Source organism: Streptomyces sp. NBC_01244, from assembly GCF_035987325.1.
Taxonomy (GTDB): Bacteria; Actinomycetota; Actinomycetes; order Streptomycetales; family Streptomycetaceae; genus Streptomyces.
The window spans coordinates 8,638,585-8,659,180 of record NZ_CP108488.1; the positions used below are offsets into that span (position 1 = coordinate 8,638,585).

Below are 20,596 nucleotides of genomic sequence, written 5' to 3' on the forward strand. Positions count from 1 at the left end.
GGACAGGATCTGAGGATCTGGTTGCTCTGCAAGGGGAAGTTAGCGTCCGCTACCATGCCGGTCAACAGCCGCGCAGAATTTGGAGGGTTCACATGCCCGGACCCGCGACGGATGTCGCCACCGTCAAATCCGCCGAGCGAACGGTGCGCATTCTGGAGGCACTTGCCTCCTCCGAGGACAAGCTCACGGTCACCGAGCTGCAGGAACGCCTGGGTTACCCGCGCAGCAGCCTGCACGCCCTCGTCCGCACCCTGCGCGAGCTCAAGTGGGTCGAGGCGGACGAGACCGGCTCCGCCTTCGGCGTCGGCCCGCACGCGCTGCTCTCCGGCACCGCCTACCTCGACCGCGACCCGGCCCTGCCGTACGCGCACGCCGTGATGGAGGACCTCCGCGAAGAGACCGGCTACACCGTGCACTTCGCCCGCCTCGACGACGCGTACGTGCTCTACCTCGCCAGTCGCGAGGCCCGCGGCAGCGCCCGCGCCGTCTCCCGCGTCGGACGCAGGCTGCCCGCCCACCTGACCGCGCTCGGGCAGGCGCTCCTCGCCGACCTCACCACCGAGGAGGTGGACGGCGTACTGCCCACGAGGCTGGAGGCGTTCACCCCGAACACGGTCACCGAGCGCGCCGCGCTGCACGAGGAGCTGGCGCGCGTACGGGACCGCGGCTGGGCGCTGGAGCGGGAGCAGGGCACCTCCGGGGTCGCCTGTCTGTCGGCGCCCGTGCACTACCGGATCCCGGCCTCGGACGCGATCAGCTGCTCGATGCCGGTGGACGCCGCCACCGAGGAGGAGACGGAGCGCGTGGCACGGGCCGTGGTGGCGCACGCCACCGCCCTCGCCGCGACGCTCCGGCGCCACGGCATCAGATAGCGCCCGCGCAAGCCCCACCCGGCCCGGCCCCCACGGGGGCCGGGCCGGGTGGGTCGGCGGGTCAAAGGGGTAGTGGGTAAGCGGGTCAGGGGGTGACGGGAACGTTCGTCAGGCCCGTGCCCGCGTGGGTGACGGTATTGCCGGAGTGCACGACGTTCGGGTCGGTGGTGCACTTCGAGACCGAGGTGATCTTGATGGCGTAGGCGCCTGCGCCTCCGAGGTCCGAGGTGTTGCCGCGCCAGACGTTGCCGCAGCCGTTGGCGAACGAAGGGGTCGTCGACGGGTTGTGCGTCTCGTAGCCGTTGGCGAAGGTGCCGGGCGGGGCGAAGGTCCCCGTGTTGTTCTCGATGAGGTACCCGACACCCTTGGCGTCGACCCAGGAGTCCGCCGAGTTCTGACCCGAGATCCCGGTCCCGTCGAACCTGTTGCCGCGGATCACCCCGCCCGTGGTGCCCTCCTTGATGTCGATGTGCTCCGCGGCCACGTTCGGGCCGATCCGGTTGTTCAGCACCTGGACCCGGTCCGAGCGGTCCACCCCGCCCTGGTTGCCGTGGCAGCCCCAGTTGGAGCCGGCCGAACCGATGTAGACGGCCTCCCCGTAGCCGGGCTGGACCAGACCGGTGTGCGTGATCGTGGAGTTCCGGATCACGCCGTCGGAGGACGAGCGCCGGAAGTGCACCGCCTCGTCCTCGACGTGGTGGACCGAGAGCCCGTCGAGGGTGACGTGGTGGGAGTTGTCGAGGACGACCCCCTTCTTGGAGTCCTTGACGGTGAAACCGGTCAGGTTCCAGTACGGGGCGTCGTACAGCCACAGTCCGTAGCCCGGGTCCCAGCCACCACCGGGCGCCGGACAGGCCGGCGCGGTGCCGGAGGGGCCGTCGTTCACCAGCACCGCGGCCGCCGGCCCGGTGAGCGTGACCGGCGCGGCGGCCGTACCCGCCCGGCGGGTCACGAAGGCACCCCGGTACTCCCCGGCCGCGAGCCGGATCGTCTGCCCGGGCTGCGCCGCCGCCAGGGCGCCCTGCAACTGGGCCGCGGTCGACACGTCCACGACCGGCCCGCCCGCACCGGCGGGGGCGCCGTAGACCTCGAACTCCCAGAGGGAGTAGCCGTAGGCGGTGCCGCGTGCGGTGCCGTGCATGCGGATGTGGCGTCCGGTTCCGGTGAGGGTGAGGTCGTCGGTGGCGCCGTTGCCGGTGCTGGTGGAGTGGATGTCGGTCCAGTTGGTCCCGTCGTTCGAGGTCTGGATCTTGTAGGTCTTGGCGTACGCGGCCTCCCAGTTGAGCTTCACGCGGCTGATGGTGTGGGTCGTTCCGAGGTCGATGCGGATCCACTGCGGGTCCACGCCTTCCGCACTGGCCCACCTGGTGCCGGTGTCTGCGTCCACCGCGAGCGAGGCCGGGAAGGCGCCCGTCTCCTGGGACGAGGCCGTCGTGGGCTTGCCGGTCGAGACCAGGCCGTCGGCGGCCCGCGCCTGGGGGAGGGTGATCAGGGAGGCGGACAGGAGGCCGGACAGGAGCAGCAGGACCGTTCCTCTTCTTCGCATGGCAACTCCTTCTCGGGTTACGGGACCCAGTGGTTGCCGGAGGCGGTGATCATGACCTGGAGCTGGATGCTCGCCGAGAAGTAGCTGCTGGTGTCGATCGGGGCGGCCAGCATCTTGTTCCACAGCGCGTCCAGCCAGGCCTGGCTGCCCGGGTCGGTCATGGCCGCCAGTGCGAACGGGGCGAAGTACGCCGCCTCGCTCCCGGAGGAGAGCTGCGTGCCGTCGAGCTTGTAGCCGATGGCGATCTTGTTCGGGTCGCCGCCCGTCTTGGTCTTGATCCAGCTGTTGAGCTTGCGGGCCGACGCGAGGGACTTGGCGTCTCCGCTGGTCACCGCGTCGTCCGCGATGCGCCACGGGGTCCGGCAGGCGTTCCACCAGTAGGCGCCGTCGTTCGGGTCCTCGAGGACCTGGCCGGGGGCGGGCTTGGGGGTGGTGTTGGTGTTGACGACGAAGTCGGGCAGTAGTCCGGTGTTCGGCGCGTAGGAGGCCTGCAGGTTGGTGATCTGGTTCTGGTGCGCGGTGCGGACGGTGTCCCAGGCCGCGTCGCCGGTCGCGCTCCGGAAGGCCCGGAAGTGGTCGACCATCCAGTCCGAGGTGCGGGAGATGTAGTAGTACTGGTCGCCGGAACTGCTCCAGTCGCCCAGCTTCAGCAGGTTGGTGGACGGGTTGAGCTCGTCCTTCTTGATCGCGTTGATGTGCTTGACCGCGAGCGCCTTGTAGTCGTACGTGCCCGAGCTGCCCCATTGCTTGTCGGCGAGCAGCAGTCCGTAGGCGACGTCCATGTCGCCGTCGGTGGCCCCGTCACCGCCGTTGACGCTCCGGCAGGCGGTGTCCTGCTCCGCGGCGAGCAGGTTCGGATTGACCGACGAAGGGTGGTCGATCATCCACTTGGTCAGACCGTCGAAGATCTTCTTCGCGTCCGGGTCGGCGCCGGCCATCGTCGCGGCGATCACCATGCCGTACCCCTGCGCCTCGGCCACGTACGGGTGGTCGGCGTCGGGGGAGATGACCTGGTACCAGCCGTTGCCGCAGTTCTGGCGGACGAAGGCGGACTTCCAGTTGGTGTAGTAGTCGACGGTCTTCTGGTCGAGGGTGCCCTGGGCGCCGGTCGGCTTCAGCGTGCCGGGGGCGTAGGGCCGGGCGTGGCTGCCGAACGGGACCGCGGGACCCGAGCCGCTCGCGGGCAGGGTGGTGACGCTGAGCGCGTTGCTCGCCGCGGAGGCGTTGCCCGCCGCGTCCCGTGCCCTGACGGTGTAGCCGTAGCTGGTGGAGGCCGTGAGACCGGTGTCCGTGTACGAGGTCCCGGTGGCCGATCCGACGCGCGCGGCGCCCCGGTAGACGTCGTACCCCGTCACGCCCACGTTGTCGGTGGCGGCGTTCCAGGCGAGCGAGACGCTGTTCGCGGTGGTGGCCGTCGAGCGCAGGCTGCCGGGGGTGCTGGGCGGGGTGGTGTCGGTGCCGCCGGAGGCGGGGGCGCCGTAGACCTCGAACTCCCAGAGGGAGTAGCCGTAGGCGGTGCCGCGTGCGGTGCCGTACATGCGGATGTGGCGTCCGGTTCCGGTGAGGGTGAGGTCGTCGGTGGCGCCGTTGCCGGTGCTGGTGGAGTGGATGTCGGTCCAGTTGGTCCCGTCGTTCGAGGTCTGGATCTTGTAGGTCTTGGCGTACGCGGCCTCCCAGTTGAGCTTCACGCGGCTGATGGTGTGGGTCGTTCCGAGGTCGATGCGGATCCACTGCGGGTCCACGCCTTCCGCACTGGCCCAGCGGGTCGCGGCGTTGGCGTCCACGGCCTTGCCGGCTTCGAAGCCGCTCGCTTCGGCCGAGGAGGCGGTCGCGGGCTTTCCGGTCGACACCAGCACCGGGGTGGCCTCGGCGGGGCCGGGGACCGTGCCCGCCGACTTCAGGAAGAGCGAGCCGGAGGTGTTGACACCGGCGGTGGCGCCGACGGCGGCCGGGGCCGCGGCCCCGGTTCCGGCGGCCGCGGCGGCCGGGGCGCTGAGCCCGGCGAGACCGAGGCCCGCTATGGCCGAGGCGGCGGCGACGAAGCCCGCCAGTGGGCGGTGCCAGTGGGGGCGGCGGCGGTCTCTGTGGGTGGAACGTTGCTGATGTGCTCGTGACATCGGGCGTCCTCGGGTGAGTGCTGCGCGAGTGGGGGGAGTGCTCGGTTCGAAGCATCGGCCAATGGTTAGGAACTATTCCTAACCATTGGCCGGGAGAGTAGAAACGGAACGGGGTATCGCGCAAGACCCTGGGCTCAATCCATCAGCGCGATGTGCATCCACATATGTGGCTGAAGGCCTTTGTGGGGGTGGGTGGTTCGAGGTGGGGCGTGCGCTACCCGGTCCCGATCGGCAGGACTCCGGGCCCGGGCCGTGGGGAATCCGCCCGCCCGGACCGCTGAGGTCCATCGCCGTTCCTGTGCCGAGTCTGCGGGCTTCCTTAAGGGACCTTGAAGAACGCCTCCGGGCGGCCGTTTTCGCTGGTCATCCGCCTACGCTCGGGGACTCGTCCTCCCTTCTCGCCGAGAGGTGCCACAGGCATGAGCCGCAGCCGAACCCCCGGAGCCCCGTCCCGCGTCGAGACGCGACGGAAGAAGACAGTGCGCACGCGCATCGTGCTGTCCCTCACCACGGCGGCCGCGGCGGTGGCGGTCGGGGTCGCGGTGGCCGACTCCGACGACGGCTCACGTGCCACCGAGCCCAACTCCGCGGCGGCGGGCTCCGGTCGTCAGGAGGCGACGGCAAGTCCCTCTCCGGCCGCCCCCACCCTCTCCGCCGACGCCGCGTCCGCGACGGGCGCGATGCCGTCCGCGTCGCCCACCGCCGGAGCCACGGGATCCGCCGCCCCCACGAAGCCGGCGGCCGCGAGCCGCCCGGCCCCCGCGGCATCGACCGGGGCCGCCAAGCCCAAGCCCCCGGCCCGTACGCCCGCCGCGACCACAGGAGGCGGCTCGGGCGGCTCGGGCGGTTCCGGTAGTTCGGGAGGCTCGGGCGGTTCAGGTGGTTCAGGTGGCTCCTCCGGATCCTCCGGTGCGTCCGGCACGGAGTCCGCGGTCCTGTCCCTGGTCAACAAGGAGCGCGCCGCGGCCGGGTGCGGAGCGCTGAAAGTGAACGCCAAGCTGAGCGCCGCGGCGCGGGCGTACAGCGACACCATGGCCCGCAGCGGGGTCATGTCGCACACCGGACCCGACGGTTCCACCATGACCACCCGCGTGGAAGCCGCCGGATACGGCTGGTCGCGCCTGGGCGAGAACATAGCCCGCGGCCAGGCGGACGCCGCCGCGGTCATGAAGGCGTGGATGAACAGCCCCGGCCACAAGGCCAACATCCTCAACTGCGGGTTCCGGGAGATCGGCATAGGTTTCCACAAGGGCGACGGCGGCCCCTGGTGGACGCAGAACTTCGGAACGCCGAGGTAGCAACTACCGCCCGCCCGCCACTCCCACACGCCACTCCCGTGCACCCGCACGCCATGCACCACGCGCCCCCCACCCACGGGGCTCGGCACACGTCCTCCGGCCCGCACGCGGGCCAGGAGGGCGTCGGCGTTTCCGGCGGATCGGGGTCCGGACCGGGCCCGGCCGGCCTTTCCATGGTCCTACGGGGGGAGCCGGTGACGGGCGGGCCGCAGGGTCGGCCACTATGGGGCCGTGCCCCGAATTCCGCGCTACCTGCTCATATGGCTGTCGTGCACGGCCGCCAGCGTGACCGCCGTGCTCGCCACGGTCCAGTTCGTGGTCGGTTCGACCAGGCATACGCCTCCGGTCGCGCGGTCCGCCCCCATGGTCGTCGACACGCCGCCGGCCTGGCAGGCGTCACAGGGGCAGTCGCCGAGCCCGCAGTCCCCGAGCGCCACCCCGTCCGGTTCCCCCTCCGCGACCGAGCGGCCTTCGCCCCCGGCCTCGACGCCCCCTTCCGCGAAGGCCCCGACGGGAACGCCCCGGACGAAAGCACCCACACCCCGCGTCGACTGCGAGGAGGGCGGGCCGGGCCTGCACACCGTCCCCTCGGAGGGCGGCAAAGTCACCGTGCGCTACGGCAGTCGCGGCGTGTGCCTGATCTCGGCCGTACCCAGCCGGGGGTACAAGGCCGGCACGTCGCAGACCGCGGACGACACCCTGACCGTCACGTTCACCAGCTCGGACCACCGCTCGGTCATCACGGCGACGATCAACCCGTCGGCGAGGGCCAGCGTGCGCGAGACCTCCTTCTGACCGGTCCGCGCCGCTCGGCCCCCTGATCCCTTTTACGGGTTTCACCCCTTCTGCGCGCTCATCGCCCGAGCCCTGGTGAAGCGGAAGGTGAGCGGTTCCTTAGGGGAACCTCAAGATCACGCCGATCCGGTTCCGGCGGCCCCCGGCGGTCCTATGCTCGCGTCAGCCGAGCGGCCTCCGGCGCCCGGGCACGACTGCCCCGGCGCCCCATCGATCCGTCGCGCCATCGGCTCCACCGATCCGGAAGGCGTCTCGCGCCTCCCGTAGTCCGAACCGTGCCTTGGGGTGTCTTCGTCATGACTTCTCGCATACTCCGACCCGTCCTGGTGACCGCGGCCGTGCTCGCCGCCGGGCTGACCGCCGCGTGCGGTCCGTCCACCCAGGCCACCGGTGCCGCGGTGCCGACGACGGCCGGACAGCCGTCGCAGGCCCTCCCGGCCGGGACGGAGCCCGCCTCCGCCGAGGCGTCCCCGTCCCCGTCCGCGTCCGCCACGCCGCCGCCGTCCAAGGCGGCGTCCGCGTCCGCCTCGGCCGGTACCCCGGCCGGCGCCTCGCCCACCCCCTCGCGCGCCCAGCCCGCCAAGCCCGCGCCCAAGCCGTCCCGCACCTCCGCCGCGCCCGCCCCCGCGGCCCGGATACCCGGCCCCGGCTACGACAGTTCGGCCGACGCGCGGAAGCTGATCGATGCGGCGCTGCGCACGGCCAAGGCCGACGGGCGGATGGTGCTGATCGACTTCGGCGCCAACTGGTGTGGCAACTGCAAGGCGGCCGACAAGGTGTTCGCGCAGCCGCAGACGGCATCGCTCCTCGGAGCCTCGTACCACCTGGTCAAGGTGGACATCGGTGGCAACAGCTCCGCCAACTCCGCCCTCCTGCGCAAGTACAGCCCCTCGGGCGGGACGTACAAGATGCCCGTCCTGGTCGTGGTCTCGCCGTCCGGCACCGTGCGCACCGACACTCACGTCACCGGCAATCCCGCCCTGACCCCGGACGGCATCGGCTCCTTCCTCCGCAAGTGGGCGTCATGAGACGGGCGGTCCCGCGCCCCGCCGCCCTGGCCGGTGCCGGCCTCGCGGTGGCGCTCGCAGGGTGCCTCTACGCCGCTGCGGGCGCCGCCTCCGACGGCGGTGACGGCGGGGGCGGCAGGGACGGCAGGGACGGCGGTCAAGCGCCCGGCCGGGGGAGCGCCGCAGTCAGCCCCATGTCCGCGGCCGCGGTCGTGGATGTCGACGTCCGGCCGCCCGCGCCCGCGCTGGCGGGCGCCGACCTGGACGGAAAGCCGGTCGGCCTGGCCGAGTTCCGCGGCCAGGTCGTGGTCCTCAACGTCTGGGGATCGTGGTGCGGGCCCTGCCGCGCGGAGGCCGACGACCTGGAGCGGCTCAGCGGGCAGACCCGGGCGCAGGGCGTCCGGTTCCTCGGGATCAACACCCGCGACCGGGACCGCGCGGCGGCGCGGTCCTTCGTACGCGCGCACGGCCTGGGATTCCCCAGCCTCCACGACCCCGCCGGCGAACTCCTGCTCCGCTTCCCGCCCGCGCTCCTCAACCCGCAGACCATCCCCTCGACGCTGGTGATCGACCGCCGCGGCCGCATCGCCGTCAGCATCGGGGGAGCGGTCACCGACGAGGAACTGGGGCCGCTGCTCACCCGGGTCGCGCAGGAGACGTCATGACGGTGCTGACCGGCATGACGGCCCTCGCCGACATGGCCGCGGTCGTCGACATGTCGGCGGTCACCGACATCGCGAGGGCCACCGACGTGGTGGCGCTCGCCCCCGCGGAGGCGGACCCCTCCCTCCTCCGCGGGACGCCGGCCGTCGCCGCCCCCGTGGCGTTCTTCGCGGGACTCGTCTCCTTCCTCTCGCCGTGCGTACTGCCGCTCGTGCCGGGTTACCTGAGCTACGTGACCAGCCTGTCGGTATCCGACCTGGCCGCTGCCCGCGGCGGGCAGCGCGGCCGCATGGCGGCAGGAGCGCTGCTGTTCGTCCTGGGCTTCACGGCCGTCCTGGTCTCCGGAGGCGCCCTGTTCGGGTACGCCGGCCGCACCCTGCTGGCCCACCAGGAGACGGTCACCCAGGTGCTCGGCGTCTTCACCGTGCTGATGGGGCTGTCCTTCATGGGGTTCCTGCCGGGTTTCACCCAGCGGGAGTTCCGCAGCCACCGGCGGCCCGTGCTCGGCCTGGCGGGCGCGCCGCTGCTGGGGGCGGTGTTCGCGGTCGGGTGGACCCCGTGCATCGGCCCGACGCTGGCCGCCGTGCAGGCGCTCGCCTGGAGCGAGGCGAGCGCGGCCCGCGGGGCCCTGCTGATGGCGGCCTACTGCCTCGGGCTGGGCCTTCCGTTCATCCTCGCCGCCCTGGCCTTCCGCCGGGCCCTGGGCGCCTTCGGCCTGGTCAAACGGCATTACCAGTGGGTCCTGCGGACCGGCGGCGGCATGCTCGTCCTCGTCGGCGTCCTGCTGGCCACGGGCGTGTGGAACGACCTGGTGTACCGGCTCCAGTTGTGGAGCGCGGCGTACACCACAGCCGTCTAGGCCGTCTCTTTCGGATCTTGCCCGGCCCTCCCTCCCCGCATCCCTCCCTCCCCTGACGAAAGCACAGCCGATGAACGTGTCCCCGTACGCTCACCACTCCCGCAAGGCCCGCCTCGCCGCCGCCCTGCTCTCCCTGGCCGCGCTCACGGCCTGCGGCGGGGAGCCCGCCGAGGCCGGCCCGGCGCCCACGACGAGCTTCACCGAGAACGGGGTCACCGTCACGCTCTCGGTCTCGGACTGGCATCCGCCGCGGGCCACCCTGACCGCGGTCTTCACCCCCGAGGAGAAGGGGTTCCACCTCTACAGCACCGAGCTGCCGGCCACCGGGATCGAGGGCGTGGGCCGGCCGACTTCGATGGCCGTCACCGGCGTCCTGCGCGCGGACGGGAAGCTGACGGCCGCAGCGGACGTACGGACGATCAGCGTGCCCGGCGTCGACGCCCCGGTCCCCGTCTACCCGGACGGGCCCGTCACCACCACCCTGCCCGTCCGCCTGGACGGCAGCGGGGAGGCGACCGTACTGCTCGGGTACGCGAGCTGCAGCACGGAGGAGGGCTGCACCATTCCGGTCTCCGACCGCCCCGTCCACCTGCGCGTCGGCGACGGGGGCCCGGCCTTCGGCGACCGATAGGAACGAGCGTTCACCTAAGGTGTGCCCATGCCGAGCGTCCTGGTCGTCGAAGACGACCCCAGCATCCGCCAGTCACTGATCGAAGTCCTGGCGGAGCACGGGTATGCCGTGCGCAGCGCGGGCGACGGGTTCGGCGCCCTGCGCGAGGTCACCCAGTCGCCCGTCGACGCGGTGGTCCTCGACCTGGGGCTGCCCGATCTGGACGGAGGAGACGCACTGCGCATGATCCGGGGCATCTCCTCCGTTCCCGTGCTGGTGGCCACCGCCCGCGACGACGAAGCGGAAATCATCCGGCTCCTCAACGCGGGCGCCGACGACTACCTGGTCAAACCCTTCTCCGGGGGACAGCTCGTCGCACGGCTCTCCGCCGTCCTGCGCCGCACCAGCCACCTGCCGCCCGCCCATCCCGCGCACGGCGCCCGGGGGCCGCGTCCCGCGGCGGCGGACGAGCCGCTGCGCCCCACCACCGTGGGCGAGCTGGCGGTGGACCCCGGGGCGCGCACCGCGTACCTGTCCGGCCGCGAGCTCCGGCTCACCCGCCGCGAGTTCGACCTCTTGGCCTTCCTCGCCCACCACACCGGCCAGGTCGTCTCCAAACGCCGGCTGCTGACCGAGGTCTGGCGCGAGCCCTACGTGGACGACCAGACCGTCGACGTGCACCTGTCCTCGCTGCGCCGCAAGCTCGGCGAACGCGCGGCCGCCCCGCGCTACCTGCTGACCGTCCGCGGCGTCGGCATCAAGCTGGTGGCGCCGCGGTGAGACGCTCCCTGGCCGGAGTGGCGCTCGCCGTCACGTCGATGGTGGCCCTCTCCTTCCTCATACCGCTGGCCGCCCTGGTGATGTCGCTCGTCAAGGAGCAGAGCGTCACCGCCGCCGAACAACGGGCCGCCGCCCTGGCCCCCGTACTGACACTGACCACGGATCCGTCCGCGCTGCGGGAATCCGCCGCCAGCCTGGACGCGGCCGAGTACGTGGTCGTCCACCTGCCCGAGGCCCCCGCCCTCGGTACCTCCCGGGCCCCCGCGGAGCTGCTCCAACGGGCCCAGCAGGGCCGCGAGTCCATATCCGAGCGGATTCCCGGCGGCTGGATCTGCCTGCAGCCGGTGGTACTGCCCGGCGACCAGGTCGCGGTCATCGAGAACTTCGTCCCCGAACAGGAGCTGACCCGCGGGGTCACGGCCTCCTGGGCGGTCATGCTCCTCCTCGCCGTCGGGCTGGTCGGCGGTTCCGTACTGGTCGCGGACCGCCTCGGCGCCAAGGTCGTCAGGTCCTCCAAGAGGCTCGCCCATGCCTCCCAGGACCTGGGCCAAGGCAATCTGGACGCCCGCGTGGACCCCATGGGCCCCAGGGAACTGCGCGAGGCCGGCATCGCCTTCAACACCATGGCCCACCGGATGACCGAGCTGCTCGCCGTCGAACGCGAACTGGTCGCCGACCTGTCCCACCGGCTGCGCACCCCGCTGACGGCCCTGCACCTGGCGACGGAACGCATGGCCGGCTCACCGGAGTCGGCCAGGGTCGAGGCCGCCGTCTGCGCACTGGAAACGGAACTCCGGGCCATCATCACCGCGGCCCGCACCCCGCTCGCCGTGGGCCCGATGGGGCAGGGCATGCTCGGCCCGGAAACCGGTACGGTGCCGGCACACCAGGCCGCCCGAGCGGTACCGGCCGGACCCCGCTGCGAGGCGGCGGACGTCGTACGCCGCCGGACCGCCTTCTGGGCCGTCCTGGCGGAGCAGCAGAACCGCCCCTGCTCCCTCGACCTCACCCAGGAGTCCGCGGCGGTGGGCCTCTCCGAAGACGACGTCGCCGCCGTGGTGGACGCCCTCATCGGCAACGTCTTCCGGCACACCCCGCCCGGTACCCCGTTCGCCGTACGCGTCGCCCGTACCGCCCAGGCCGTGGAACTGGTCGTGGAGGACGCCGGTCCGGGCATCCCCGAACCGGACCAGGCCCTCTCCCGCGGAAGCAGCACCGGCTCCTCGGGGCTCGGCCTCGACATCGCCCGCAGGGCCGGCTCCGTCACCGGCGGCTCGGTGCGCATCGCCCGGGGGCCCCGCGGCGGAGCCCGGATCACCGTGGTCTTCGGACTGGCAGCACCCCAGCCGTCCCGGCGCGGGCCGCGCGCGTCCCGGCGGCGTACGGGGTGGCCGCGCGGCCGGTGAAGCCCCCGGACGCCCCGTGGCGGCCCGCGGCCGCCCGGCGCGGCCCGCGCCGTCAGACGGCCGGGGCCACCGGAGCGACCTCGGGGAAGACGGGGGCGATTCCGAGGGCCGGCGCGATCGCCCGCCAGATCGTCGACTGCGCCGTGTCGAGGTCGATCCGGGGGTCCTCCAGCATCAGACGGTTGCCGAGGCCGTCGCACAGGGCCAGCACCAGCGTGCCGACCTCGGCGACGTCACAGTCGGTGAACTCTCCGGAGGCGATGCCCCGTTCCACGACTCCGGCGACCCATGCGTGCAGCTGGTCGTACAGGTCCACGGCGAGGTGCCGGGCCGTGCCGTCGCGCAGGGCGCGCACCCACAGCTCCTGCCAGAGCTTCCAGTCCTGGCGGAGCTCGGCGTCCGTGGGCAGCATGCTCCGTACGATCCGGGCCAGGACGGCGGCGGCCGGGAGCGAATCGTCCTCGCTGCCGGTGTCCGTGCCGGTCTTGGCGAAGGAGTGCGTCATCGCCTCGGCGAAGAGCTTCTCGCGGGTGTCGAAGTGGTAGTGGAGCAGGGCCTTCGAGACACCGGCGGCCTCGGCGACCTTGCGCATGCTGACGTGCTCGAAACCGATGTCGGCGATCACTTCGCACGCGGCCGTGAGGATCCGCTCACGCGTTTCGAGTGCCCGCTCGGCTTTGGTCACGTGGGCTGCTCCCCGTGTCGGCACCCGTCGGTCGGGGTGCGTGGGTGGGTGGAAGGGCCCCGGCGGCCCCGCCCGCCGGACCCCCATCCTCGCGCATGGCGCCTGCGGGCTCCGGCCGCCGGGGCACCGCGGTCAGGAATAGGTGTGGAAGCCCCGGCCGGTCTTGCGGCCGAGCAGGCCCGCGTCCACCATCCGGGCCAGCAAGGGAGGCGGTGCGTACAGAGGTTCCCGGTACTCCGCGTACATCGACCGGGCGATCGCCTGGACGGTGTCCAGCCCGATGAGGTCGGCGAGGGCCAGCGGCCCGAGGGGGTGCGCGCAGCCCAGGGTCATGCCCCGGTCGATGTCCTCGGCCGACGCGGTCCGCGATGCGGCCATCCGTACGGCGGCCAGCAGGTAGGGGACGAGGAGCGCGTTCACCACGAACCCGGCCCGGTCCTCGGCCTGGACGACCTGTTTGCCCAGCACGCCGGAGGCGAACTCCCGCGCGCGCCGGACGGTCTGCGCGGAGGTGAGCAGGGAGGGCACCAGCTCGACCAGGGGAAGTACCGGGACGGGATTGAAGAAGTGGAGGCCGACGACCTGTTCCGGCCGGGACGTGGCCGCCGCCAGCCGGATGACCGGGATGGAGGAGGTGTTCGTCGCGAGGACCGCGTCCCTGTGCCCGACGGCCCGGTCGAGCCGGGCGAAGACCTCCAGCTTCGCCCGCTCGTCCTCGGCCACCGCTTCGACGACGAGGTCCCGGTCGGCCATCCCGTCCATGTCCGTGGTCATCGTGATCCGGCCCGCGGCGGCGTCGCGTTCGGCGTCGGTGAGCTTTCCGGCGGCCGTGGCGCGGGCCAGGGAGCGCGCGATCCGCTCCAGGCCGGCGTCCGCGGCCCGCCGGCTCGTCTCCACCACCACGACGTCCCGCCCGGCGCGGGCGCAGACCTCGGCGATCCCGGAGCCCATCAGGCCGCACCCCACGATCCCGACGCGTTCGACATCGGTCATCGGCTCTCCCTCTTCGGACTCGGACGTTTCTCGTGCGGTTCCCGTACGGTTCGTTCCCGTACGGGTCCCTCCCGGACGGACGGACGGACGGACTGACGGACTGACGGGCGGATCCGGCGGCCGTCCGGGCCGCGGACCGCGGGTGCGGCCCGGACCGCCGCCCGGGGTCACACGGAGGACGGCATCCGCAGGACTCCGGTGCCGCGCTTGACGAGTTCGCCCGCGATGATCAGGCGCTGGATCTCGGAGGTGCCCTCCCAGATGCGGTCGACGCGCAGTTCGCGGTAGAGCCGCTCGACGGGGTACGAGCGGTCGTAGCCGCGGCCCCCGAAGATCTGCAGGCAGCGGTCGATGACCCGGCCGGACGCCTCGCTCGCCGACAGCTTGGCGATGGCGGCCTTCGCGTGCAGCGTCTTGCGGTCGAGGACGCCCTCGTCGACCTCCCAGGCGACCTGGTGGGTGTAGGCGCGGTTGACGGCGATGTCGACGGCGCAGTCGGCGAGCATGCCCTGGATCAGCTGGAAGTCGGCGATGGGGGAGCCGAACTGGCGGCGCTCGACCGCCCAGTCGCGGGCGAGTTCCAGGGCGCGCTCCGCCGCTCCGATCGTGCGCGCGGCGATCATCAGCCGTTCCTCGGTGAACCAGGAGCGGGTGATGTCGTAGCCGGTGCCCACCTCCCCGAGCACGGCGTCCGCGGGCAGGCGGACCTCGGAGAAGGTGAACTCGGGGTGCTCGTAGACGAAGGTGTGCATCCAGCGGGGCACCCGGGTCATCTCGATGCCCGGGGTGTCCTTGTCGACGAGGAACAGGGTCGGTGCCCGCTCCTCGCCGGCGGCCGCGAGGACGATCATGAAGTCCGCGTGGTCGCCGACGGTGACGAACCACTTCTCGCCGTTCAGTACCCAACCGCCGTCCCCGGTCCGCGTCGCCGTGGTCCGCAGGCTCTGCGGGTCGGAGCCGGCCTCGGGCTCGCTCACCGCGTAGCAGTCGCGGCGCTGTCCCCGGATCACCGGGACGAGGTACCGCTCGCGCTGGTCCGGCGTGCAGAAGGACAGTGCGTTGGCCGGACGCCACACCATGTCCCACAAGGCGCCGGTGAGCCGTCCGAGTTCGGCCTGGACGGTGACCTGCTCCAGGATGCTCAGCCCGGCCCCGCCCCACTCCGCGGGCATGTTGACGGCCTGGAGGCCGCTGTCGAGGACGGCGTCGCGGATCTCGGTGTGGGCGTGCGCGGGGAGGCCGTTGTTCTCCTCGCAGTCGAGTTCGTACTTCATGATGAACCCGGTGAGGGCGCGCGCCGAGTCGCGGAGCTCTTCCTGACGGGCGGTGAGGCGGAAGTCCATGTCGTGTTCGTCCTCGTCCTCGTGATGATGATGGTGATGGCGGTCGTGGTTGCGGGGTGGCAGGCGGTGGCGCAGGGGCCCGTCAGGAGCGGCCGGGCAGGGCGAGCGCCCGCGTACCCCGCTTGACGAGCTCGTTGGCGATGATCAGCCGCTGGATCTCGGAGGTGCCCTCCCAGATCCGGTCGACGCGCAGTTCGCGGTACATCCGCTCGACGGGGTACGAGCGGTCGTAGCCGCGTCCTCCGAAGATCTGCACGCACCGGTCGACGACCCGTCCCGCCGCCTCGCTCGCGGCGAGCTTCGCCGTCGACGCCTTGGCGTGCAGGGTCTTGGGGTCGGTGTGCGGCTGGTCGGCTTCCCAGGCGACCTGGTGGGTGTAGGCGCGGTTGACGGCGATGTCGACGGCGCAGTCGGCGAGCATGCCCTGGATCAGCTGGAAGTTGGCGATGGGGGAGCCGAACTGGCGGCGGCCGACCGCCCAGTCGCGGGCGAGTTCCAGGGCGCGCTCCGCCGCTCCGACGGTCCGGGCGGCGATCATCAGCCGCTCGTCCGTGAACCACTCCTTCGTCAGCTCGTAGCCGTTGCCGACCCCGCCGAGCACGTCCTCGTCGGCGACGAAGACATCGGTGAAGGTGAACTCGGGGTGCCCGTTCACGGCGGAGTGCATGAACCGGGGGACCCGCGTCATCTCGACGCCCGCCGCCCCCTTGTCCACGAAGAACAGGGTCGCGGCCCGCTCCGGGCCCGCATCGGCCTGCACCAGCAGGAAGTCGGCGATGTCACCGCAGGTCACGAACCACTTCTCGCCGTTGAGCAGCCAGCCGCCCCCGGTGCGGGTCGCCGTGCTCGTGCACGAGCCGGGGTCCGAGCCCGCACCGGGTTCGGTGACCGCGAACGCGTCGAACCGCTCGCCCCGGATGACGGGCAGGAGGTACTTCTCGCGCTGCGCCTCGGTGCCGTGGGCGAGGACGTTCGCGGGCCGCCAGGGGATGTCCCAGAGGCAGTTGGTGACCTTGCCGAACTCCTCCTCGACGATGACCTGGTCCAGCAGGGACAGGCCGGCTCCACCCCAGGCGGCGGGCATGTTGATCGCGTAGACCCCGGCGTCCATGGCGGCGCGGGTCAGCTCGCGGACCGTCTCGGCGGGCAACGGGCCGCCCGCCTCCTCGGACCGGTCCTCGTACCCCATCAGGAGTCGTGCGTAGCCGGCGGCGCGGGCCTTGAGGTCGGCCTGCTCGGGCGTGTAGCGGAAGTCCATGGCGTTCTCCAGGGCCTGGGAAGCAGATGAGGCAGGGGATGTGAGGTGCGGGAGGGGATGTGAGGTGCGGGAGGGCGGCGCGGGGTCAGCCCAGGACGGCCCGTGCGTCCAGCGCCAGGGCGCCGTCCGGGCGGACCAGCAGCGGGTTGACCTCCAGCTCGGCGATCTCCGGATGCGCGGCGGCCACCGTCGTGATGCGTTCGATCGCGGCGGCCGCAGCGGCCACGTCCACGGCGGGCCGGCCGCGGACACCCGCGAGCAGGGCGGCGCTCCGCAGCCCCCGCAGCAGCTCCTCGGCCCGCCGCGCCGGTACGGGCGCCAGCGCGAAGGCCACGTCGCGCAGGGTCTCGGTGAGGACCCCGCCGAGCCCGACCATGGCCACCGGTCCGAAGCGGGGGTCACGATTCACGCCCACGATCAGTTCGATGCCGTCCGAGAGGTCCGCCATGGCCTCGACCGAGTACGAGCCGGCGCCGAACCGGGCGCGCATGTCCCGGTAGGCGGCGAGGAGCGCGTCCCGGTCGGTCAGGCGCAGCGCCACCCCACCCGCGTCGGACTTGTGCAGCAGGTGCAGGGCCTTCAGCACGTACGGGCCCTCGAACTCCCCTGCCGCGTCCCGTACTCCGGCCTCGTCGGTGACCTCGCGGGCGGACGGGAACGGCACACCGGCGGCGCCGAGCAGTCCGCGCACCACGTGGTACCCCGGGTCCCGCAGCGGCGCGGCGGCGGGGGGCAGCGCGGGGAGCGCGGGCAGCTCCGGTGCGGAGGCCGCCGTCCGGCGTGTCATCGCCGACAGTGCGCGGGCCGCGTCCTCGGTGGCGGCGAACACCGGTATCCCGGCCCCGGCCAGCACCCGGCAGCTCGGCGACCGCGGATACATCGACTGCACCACCAGGGGCTTCGGCGACTCCGCGAGGTGGGTGACGATCTTCTCGGCGGCCCGCGTCTCACCCTCCGCGAGCACGGAGCCGCCCGCCTGGCCGCCGCCCAGGCCGCCCCCGGACGCGGCGTACCCGCCGAAGTAGCCCGTCATCAGGACCGCGTCGACCTCCTCGGCGGCGAGGAGTTCCGCGATCGTGTCGGCGTAGGAGAGGGGCTGTTGCTCGCCCATGCCCGCCAGGTCGACCGGATTGCCGACCGCGGACTGCCGCCACAGCACGGTCCGCAGCCGGTCCTGGGTCGCCGCGGCGAGCTCCGGCACCTGGAGGCCGGCGTCCTCGGCGGCGTCGGCCGCGATCGCCCCGTGGCCGCCGCCGTCGGTGAAGACCGCGGTCCGGCGCCCTCCCCCGCGAGGTCCGGGCCGGCTGCTCACCGCGGCCAGTACCACGGTCATCTCCCGTGGTGTGCGTACGAGTTCCACCCCCGCGTCGCGGCAGGCGGCGGCCACGACGTCGGCCGAGGTGGTGAGCGCCCCGGTGTGCGACCGGGCGCTGCGGGCGGACGCGGAGCCGCGCCCGGCGGTGAGCAGGACCACCGGTTTGCCCGCGGCGGCGGCGGCCCGGGCGAAGGCCCTGCCGTCGCCGAAGTCCTCGGCGTACACGGCGATCGCCGTGGTGGCCTCGTGCCGGGCGCAGTCCTCGACGAGGTCGACGAGGGTGACGTCGGCCTGGTTGCCGAGGGAGACGAACCGGGAGAAGCCCAGGCCGTGCGGAGCGCCCCGGAGCTGGAGTTCGAGGGCGAGGTTGCCGCTCTGGCTGAGCAGGGCGGTGCCGCCGGGCGTGAAACCGTCCGAGGCGAGGTACAGCTCGGTCGTGTTGTCGGCGATCCCCAGGCAGTTGGGTCCGACGAGCACGGCTCCGGCCTCCCGGACCCGGGCGACGACCGCGCGCTGGCGGGCCGCTCCCTCCGGGCCGGCTTCGGCGAAGCCGGCGGTGATGCCGACGATCGCCTTCGCCCCGCAGGCCAGGGCGTCTTCCACGGCGGCTTCGAAGCCGCTGCCGGGGACTGAGATCACCACCAGCTCGACGGGTTCGCCGATGGCGGCGAGGGACGGGGCAGCCCGTCTGCCGAGGACGGTGCCGCCGCGCCGGTTCACCAGGTGTACCGGGCGCCGGCCATCGGCGCGCAGGGCCTGGGAGGCCACCGCGTGGCCGTACTTCGCCGGATCGTCGCTGGCGCCGACCACGGCGACCGAGCGCGGGTCGAAGAGAGCGGTCAGATCGCGTCCCATGTCACTTCTCCACTCGGAGCGCGGAGTTGGGGCAGCTCGCGGCGCAGGCACGCGCCGCTTCCTCGGTGCCGGGCGGGACGGCGACGGCGATGACCTTCGCGTAGCCCCACTCGTCGAGTTCGACCAGGTGGGGTGCGTGTTCCTGGCACAGTCCGTAGCCCTGGCAGCGGGTGGAGTCCAGCAGGAGTTTCACGGTGTTCCTTTCAGCACGGGCATGCGGGGTACGGCCTTGTCGTCCAGGGCCGTGTCGTCCACGGCCGCTTCGGCGACCTCGGGTACGGCCACGGCGAGGCGGCCCCTGTGACCGCCCGTGGGCAGGGCGGCGGCGCAGCTTGGACAGGGCCCCCGCAGGTGGGACCGGACGGTTTCGGGGAAAGCGCGCGGCAGGCTGCCGGCGACGCTCGCGGCGGCGTCCAGCAGGCCGCACGCGCCCCGCCCGGGCAGCCCCAGCGACCACCGTTCCAACCGGGCGGGAGTATCGGGTGCGGCGGTGCCCGAGGCGAGGGCGTACACGGCGTCGCGGACCGCGGCGGTGCCCGAGACGCAGACCCCGCACTGCCGTGCGCTCTCCGCCGCGAGGTGGCCGACGGCGTCGGCGGCGGTGCTCACCGGGCAGGCTCCGGCGGCGAGGAACCGGATCGCTCCGCAGCCCAGTGCGGTGCCCGCCGAGGCGAGCGCGCCCGGTTCGAGGGGGAGATCCAGGGCGCGGGCGTCGACGAGCCCGCCGAACAGTCCGCCCATCAGGGCCCCGGCCGCGTCCGGGACGCCGAGCGCGGCGGCCAGCGTGCGCAGGGGGACTCCGTAGGGGACTTCGGTGAGGAGGGGGGTCGCGCTCCCACCGGACAGGGTCACCAGGGTGGAGCGGGCGATCGCCTGCCGCAGGCCGGGGCGGGCGGCGGTGAGGGCGATGCGGGCCAGCGTCTCGACGTTGGACACCAGGGTCGGCGCGCCGCCGACCCCGCGCTCGAAGGGGCGGGGCGGTTTGGCGGTGGGCAGGGCGGGCCCGCCGTCGATCCGGCGGACGACCGCGCTCTCCTCCCCGGCGACATAGGTGTGGGCGGTCTCGACGATCTCGACGGGCAGGCACGGCTCCCGTTCGGCGAGGGCCCGGCGGACGCGGTCGGCGGCCACCGGGTCCGAGAGGTAGACGTAGCCGCGTACGGCGCCGGTGACCGCGGCGGCGCGGGCGAGGCCGTCGAGGACCAGATGGGGCCTGGCCCGCAGCAGCCAGCGGTCCTTGACCGAACCGGGCTCGCCCTCCTCGCCGTTCGCCACCACCACCGGGACGCCGCCGCGCTCGCGGACGGCACGCAGCTTGACGGCGGCCGGGAAACCGGCCCCGCCGCGCCCGCGCAGACCGGATGCGGCGAGGTGGCGCAGCAGCTCGTCCGGTCCGGTGGCGTCGGCGTAGCCACCGGTGGCGAGGTACGCCTCGGCGTTCTCCACCGTGTCCGGCGCGGCTCCGAGCACGGAGCCCGGTGGCCGTCCCGCCGGGATTCGGATCGTGGTCATCGGCTTTTTCCTGTCGGGGAGTTGGCACGCAGGGCGCGTACGGCGCTCTCGAGTGCGGCGCGGTCCGCGGTGGTTCGGGCGTATCCCGTTCCCGGGAGGCCGATGAGCATGCGGTGGTGCTCGAGGACCACCTCGCCGGCGAGCAGGGCGGCCGGGTGGTCGCCGTGCCCGGCGCCGTCGGCGACGGCGGTCACCAGAGCGGCGACCTCGGCCAGGTAGCGCAGCCAGTCGCGCCGGCCGCCCCGCAGGATCAGCCGCTCCAGGCGACGCCGCTCGCAGGCCACCAGCTCCGCCGGGGGATGGTGCGAGGAGGCGCGCAGGGCGGCGACCGCAGCGGGCAGTTCCCGCTCCGGTTCGGGGGTGAGCCCGAGCCAGTCCAGACGCCGACGACCGCTCATGCGTGCCTCCGGTAGGGGTGGGGGTGCCGTGAGCGACCGGGCCGGTGACGGGGAGCCGGGGGCGGGGTGGGGATGCCCGGGGTTCACCGCGGGGGGCGCGGGTGGCGTGCGGCAGGGAGGGATGGAGGGGGTGCGGGCCCGGGCGGGTGCCAGGGCGGCGCGGCTGCGTCCGGCCCGACAAAAGGCCCAGAAGAGGAGGAACGTCGGTGCAGCGACGAGAATTACGCTAGCTGACCGATCGGTCAGCGTACAAGTCTTGACCCGGCGGAATTCAGCCAGCAATC

The 20,596-nt window shown here is 73.1% G+C and carries 19 protein-coding genes; 9 read left to right on the forward strand and 10 right to left on the reverse strand.

The window, feature by feature from the left end; all coding sequences use genetic code 11:
• Positions 1–92: 92 nt before the first annotated feature.
• Positions 93–872 (forward strand): IclR family transcriptional regulator, encoded by a 780-nt coding sequence (locus tag OG247_RS38425; RefSeq protein ID WP_327256586.1) that lies wholly within the window; start codon positions 93–95, stop codon positions 870–872.
• Between the two features lie 85 nt (positions 873–957).
• On the opposite strand, the gene OG247_RS38430 is transcribed toward OG247_RS38425, so the two are convergent.
• Positions 958–2,418, reverse strand: coding sequence for a discoidin domain-containing protein (locus OG247_RS38430; protein ID WP_327256587.1), 1,461 nt, complete (start codon positions 2,416–2,418; stop codon positions 958–960).
• A 17-nt stretch (positions 2,419–2,435) separates the two neighbouring features.
• Positions 2,436–4,535, reverse strand: coding sequence for a glycosyl hydrolase family 8 (locus tag OG247_RS38435; protein WP_327256588.1), 2,100 nt, complete (start codon positions 4,533–4,535; stop codon positions 2,436–2,438).
• 419 nt (positions 4,536–4,954) lie between these two features.
• Here OG247_RS38435 and OG247_RS38440 point away from each other — a divergent pair, with 419 nt between their 5' ends.
• The 8 genes from OG247_RS38440 to OG247_RS38475 all read left to right on the forward strand — a co-directional run bounded on the left by OG247_RS38440 (position 4,955) and on the right by OG247_RS38475 (position 11,953).
• On the forward strand, positions 4,955–5,833 hold the full coding sequence (locus tag OG247_RS38440; protein WP_327256589.1) for a CAP domain-containing protein: 879 nt from the start codon (positions 4,955–4,957) through the stop codon (positions 5,831–5,833).
• A gap of 231 nt (positions 5,834–6,064) precedes the next feature.
• The gene (locus OG247_RS38445) at positions 6,065–6,628 is read left to right on the forward strand and encodes a hypothetical protein (RefSeq protein WP_327256590.1); all 564 of its coding nucleotides are present in this window, start codon (positions 6,065–6,067) and stop codon (positions 6,626–6,628) included.
• Between the two features lie 296 nt (positions 6,629–6,924).
• On the forward strand, positions 6,925–7,656 hold the full coding sequence (locus OG247_RS38450; protein ID WP_327256591.1) for a thioredoxin family protein: 732 nt from the start codon (positions 6,925–6,927) through the stop codon (positions 7,654–7,656).
• Positions 7,653–8,300, forward strand: a complete 648-nt coding sequence (locus tag OG247_RS38455; RefSeq protein WP_327256592.1) for a TlpA disulfide reductase family protein — start codon at positions 7,653–7,655, stop codon at positions 8,298–8,300. Before OG247_RS38450 ends, OG247_RS38455 begins: the two co-directional genes overlap by 4 nt.
• A 50-nt stretch (positions 8,301–8,350) precedes the next feature.
• The gene (locus OG247_RS38460; protein WP_442813690.1) at positions 8,351–9,157 is read left to right on the forward strand and encodes a cytochrome c biogenesis CcdA family protein; all 807 of its coding nucleotides are present in this window, start codon (positions 8,351–8,353) and stop codon (positions 9,155–9,157) included.
• 76 nt (positions 9,158–9,233) lie between these two features.
• On the forward strand, positions 9,234–9,788 hold the full coding sequence (locus OG247_RS38465; RefSeq protein ID WP_327256593.1) for a hypothetical protein: 555 nt from the start codon (positions 9,234–9,236) through the stop codon (positions 9,786–9,788).
• 27 nt (positions 9,789–9,815) lie between these two features.
• The gene (locus tag OG247_RS38470) at positions 9,816–10,547 is read left to right on the forward strand and encodes a response regulator transcription factor (RefSeq protein WP_327256594.1); all 732 of its coding nucleotides are present in this window, start codon (positions 9,816–9,818) and stop codon (positions 10,545–10,547) included.
• Positions 10,544–11,953 carry a HAMP domain-containing sensor histidine kinase gene (locus OG247_RS38475; RefSeq protein WP_327256595.1) on the forward strand — a complete coding sequence of 470 codons (1,410 nt, stop codon included), beginning with the start codon at positions 10,544–10,546 and terminating at the stop codon, positions 11,951–11,953. The genes OG247_RS38470 and OG247_RS38475 overlap by 4 nt, the downstream gene beginning before the upstream one ends.
• Positions 11,954–12,005: 52 nt before the next feature.
• Here the strand turns inward: OG247_RS38475 and OG247_RS38480 are convergent, their stop codons facing one another.
• From OG247_RS38480 to OG247_RS38515, 8 genes are all read right to left on the reverse strand, one after another.
• Positions 12,006–12,638, reverse strand: a complete 633-nt coding sequence (locus OG247_RS38480; RefSeq protein WP_327256596.1) for a TetR/AcrR family transcriptional regulator — start codon at positions 12,636–12,638, stop codon at positions 12,006–12,008.
• A 132-nt stretch (positions 12,639–12,770) separates the two neighbouring features.
• Positions 12,771–13,631, reverse strand: a complete 861-nt coding sequence (locus OG247_RS38485) for a 3-hydroxybutyryl-CoA dehydrogenase (RefSeq protein ID WP_327256597.1) — start codon at positions 13,629–13,631, stop codon at positions 12,771–12,773.
• A 167-nt stretch (positions 13,632–13,798) separates the two neighbouring features.
• Entirely contained in the window at positions 13,799–14,974 is a 1,176-nt protein-coding gene (locus OG247_RS38490) for an acyl-CoA dehydrogenase family protein (RefSeq protein WP_327256598.1), read from the reverse strand.
• Between the two features lie 82 nt (positions 14,975–15,056).
• Positions 15,057–16,232 carry an acyl-CoA dehydrogenase family protein gene (locus tag OG247_RS38495; RefSeq protein ID WP_327256599.1) on the reverse strand — a complete coding sequence of 392 codons (1,176 nt, stop codon included), beginning with the start codon at positions 16,230–16,232 and terminating at the stop codon, positions 15,057–15,059.
• Positions 16,233–16,317: 85 nt separating this feature from the next.
• The gene (locus tag OG247_RS38500; protein ID WP_327256600.1) at positions 16,318–18,402 is read right to left on the reverse strand and encodes an acetate--CoA ligase family protein; all 2,085 of its coding nucleotides are present in this window, start codon (positions 18,400–18,402) and stop codon (positions 16,318–16,320) included.
• A gap of 1 nt (position 18,403) precedes the next feature.
• Positions 18,404–18,595 carry a ferredoxin gene (locus OG247_RS38505; RefSeq protein WP_327256601.1) on the reverse strand — a complete coding sequence of 64 codons (192 nt, stop codon included), beginning with the start codon at positions 18,593–18,595 and terminating at the stop codon, positions 18,404–18,406.
• Positions 18,592–19,914: an NADH-ubiquinone oxidoreductase-F iron-sulfur binding region domain-containing protein gene (locus OG247_RS38510; protein WP_327256602.1), complete on the reverse strand. Its 1,323-nt coding sequence runs from the start codon at positions 19,912–19,914 to the stop codon at positions 18,592–18,594. Before OG247_RS38510 ends, OG247_RS38505 begins: the two co-directional genes overlap by 4 nt.
• A complete protein-coding gene (locus OG247_RS38515) occupies positions 19,911–20,312 on the reverse strand; it encodes a hypothetical protein (protein ID WP_327256603.1) in 402 nt (133 codons plus the stop codon). The genes OG247_RS38510 and OG247_RS38515 overlap by 4 nt, the downstream gene beginning before the upstream one ends.
• Between the last annotated feature and the right edge of the window lie 284 nt (positions 20,313–20,596).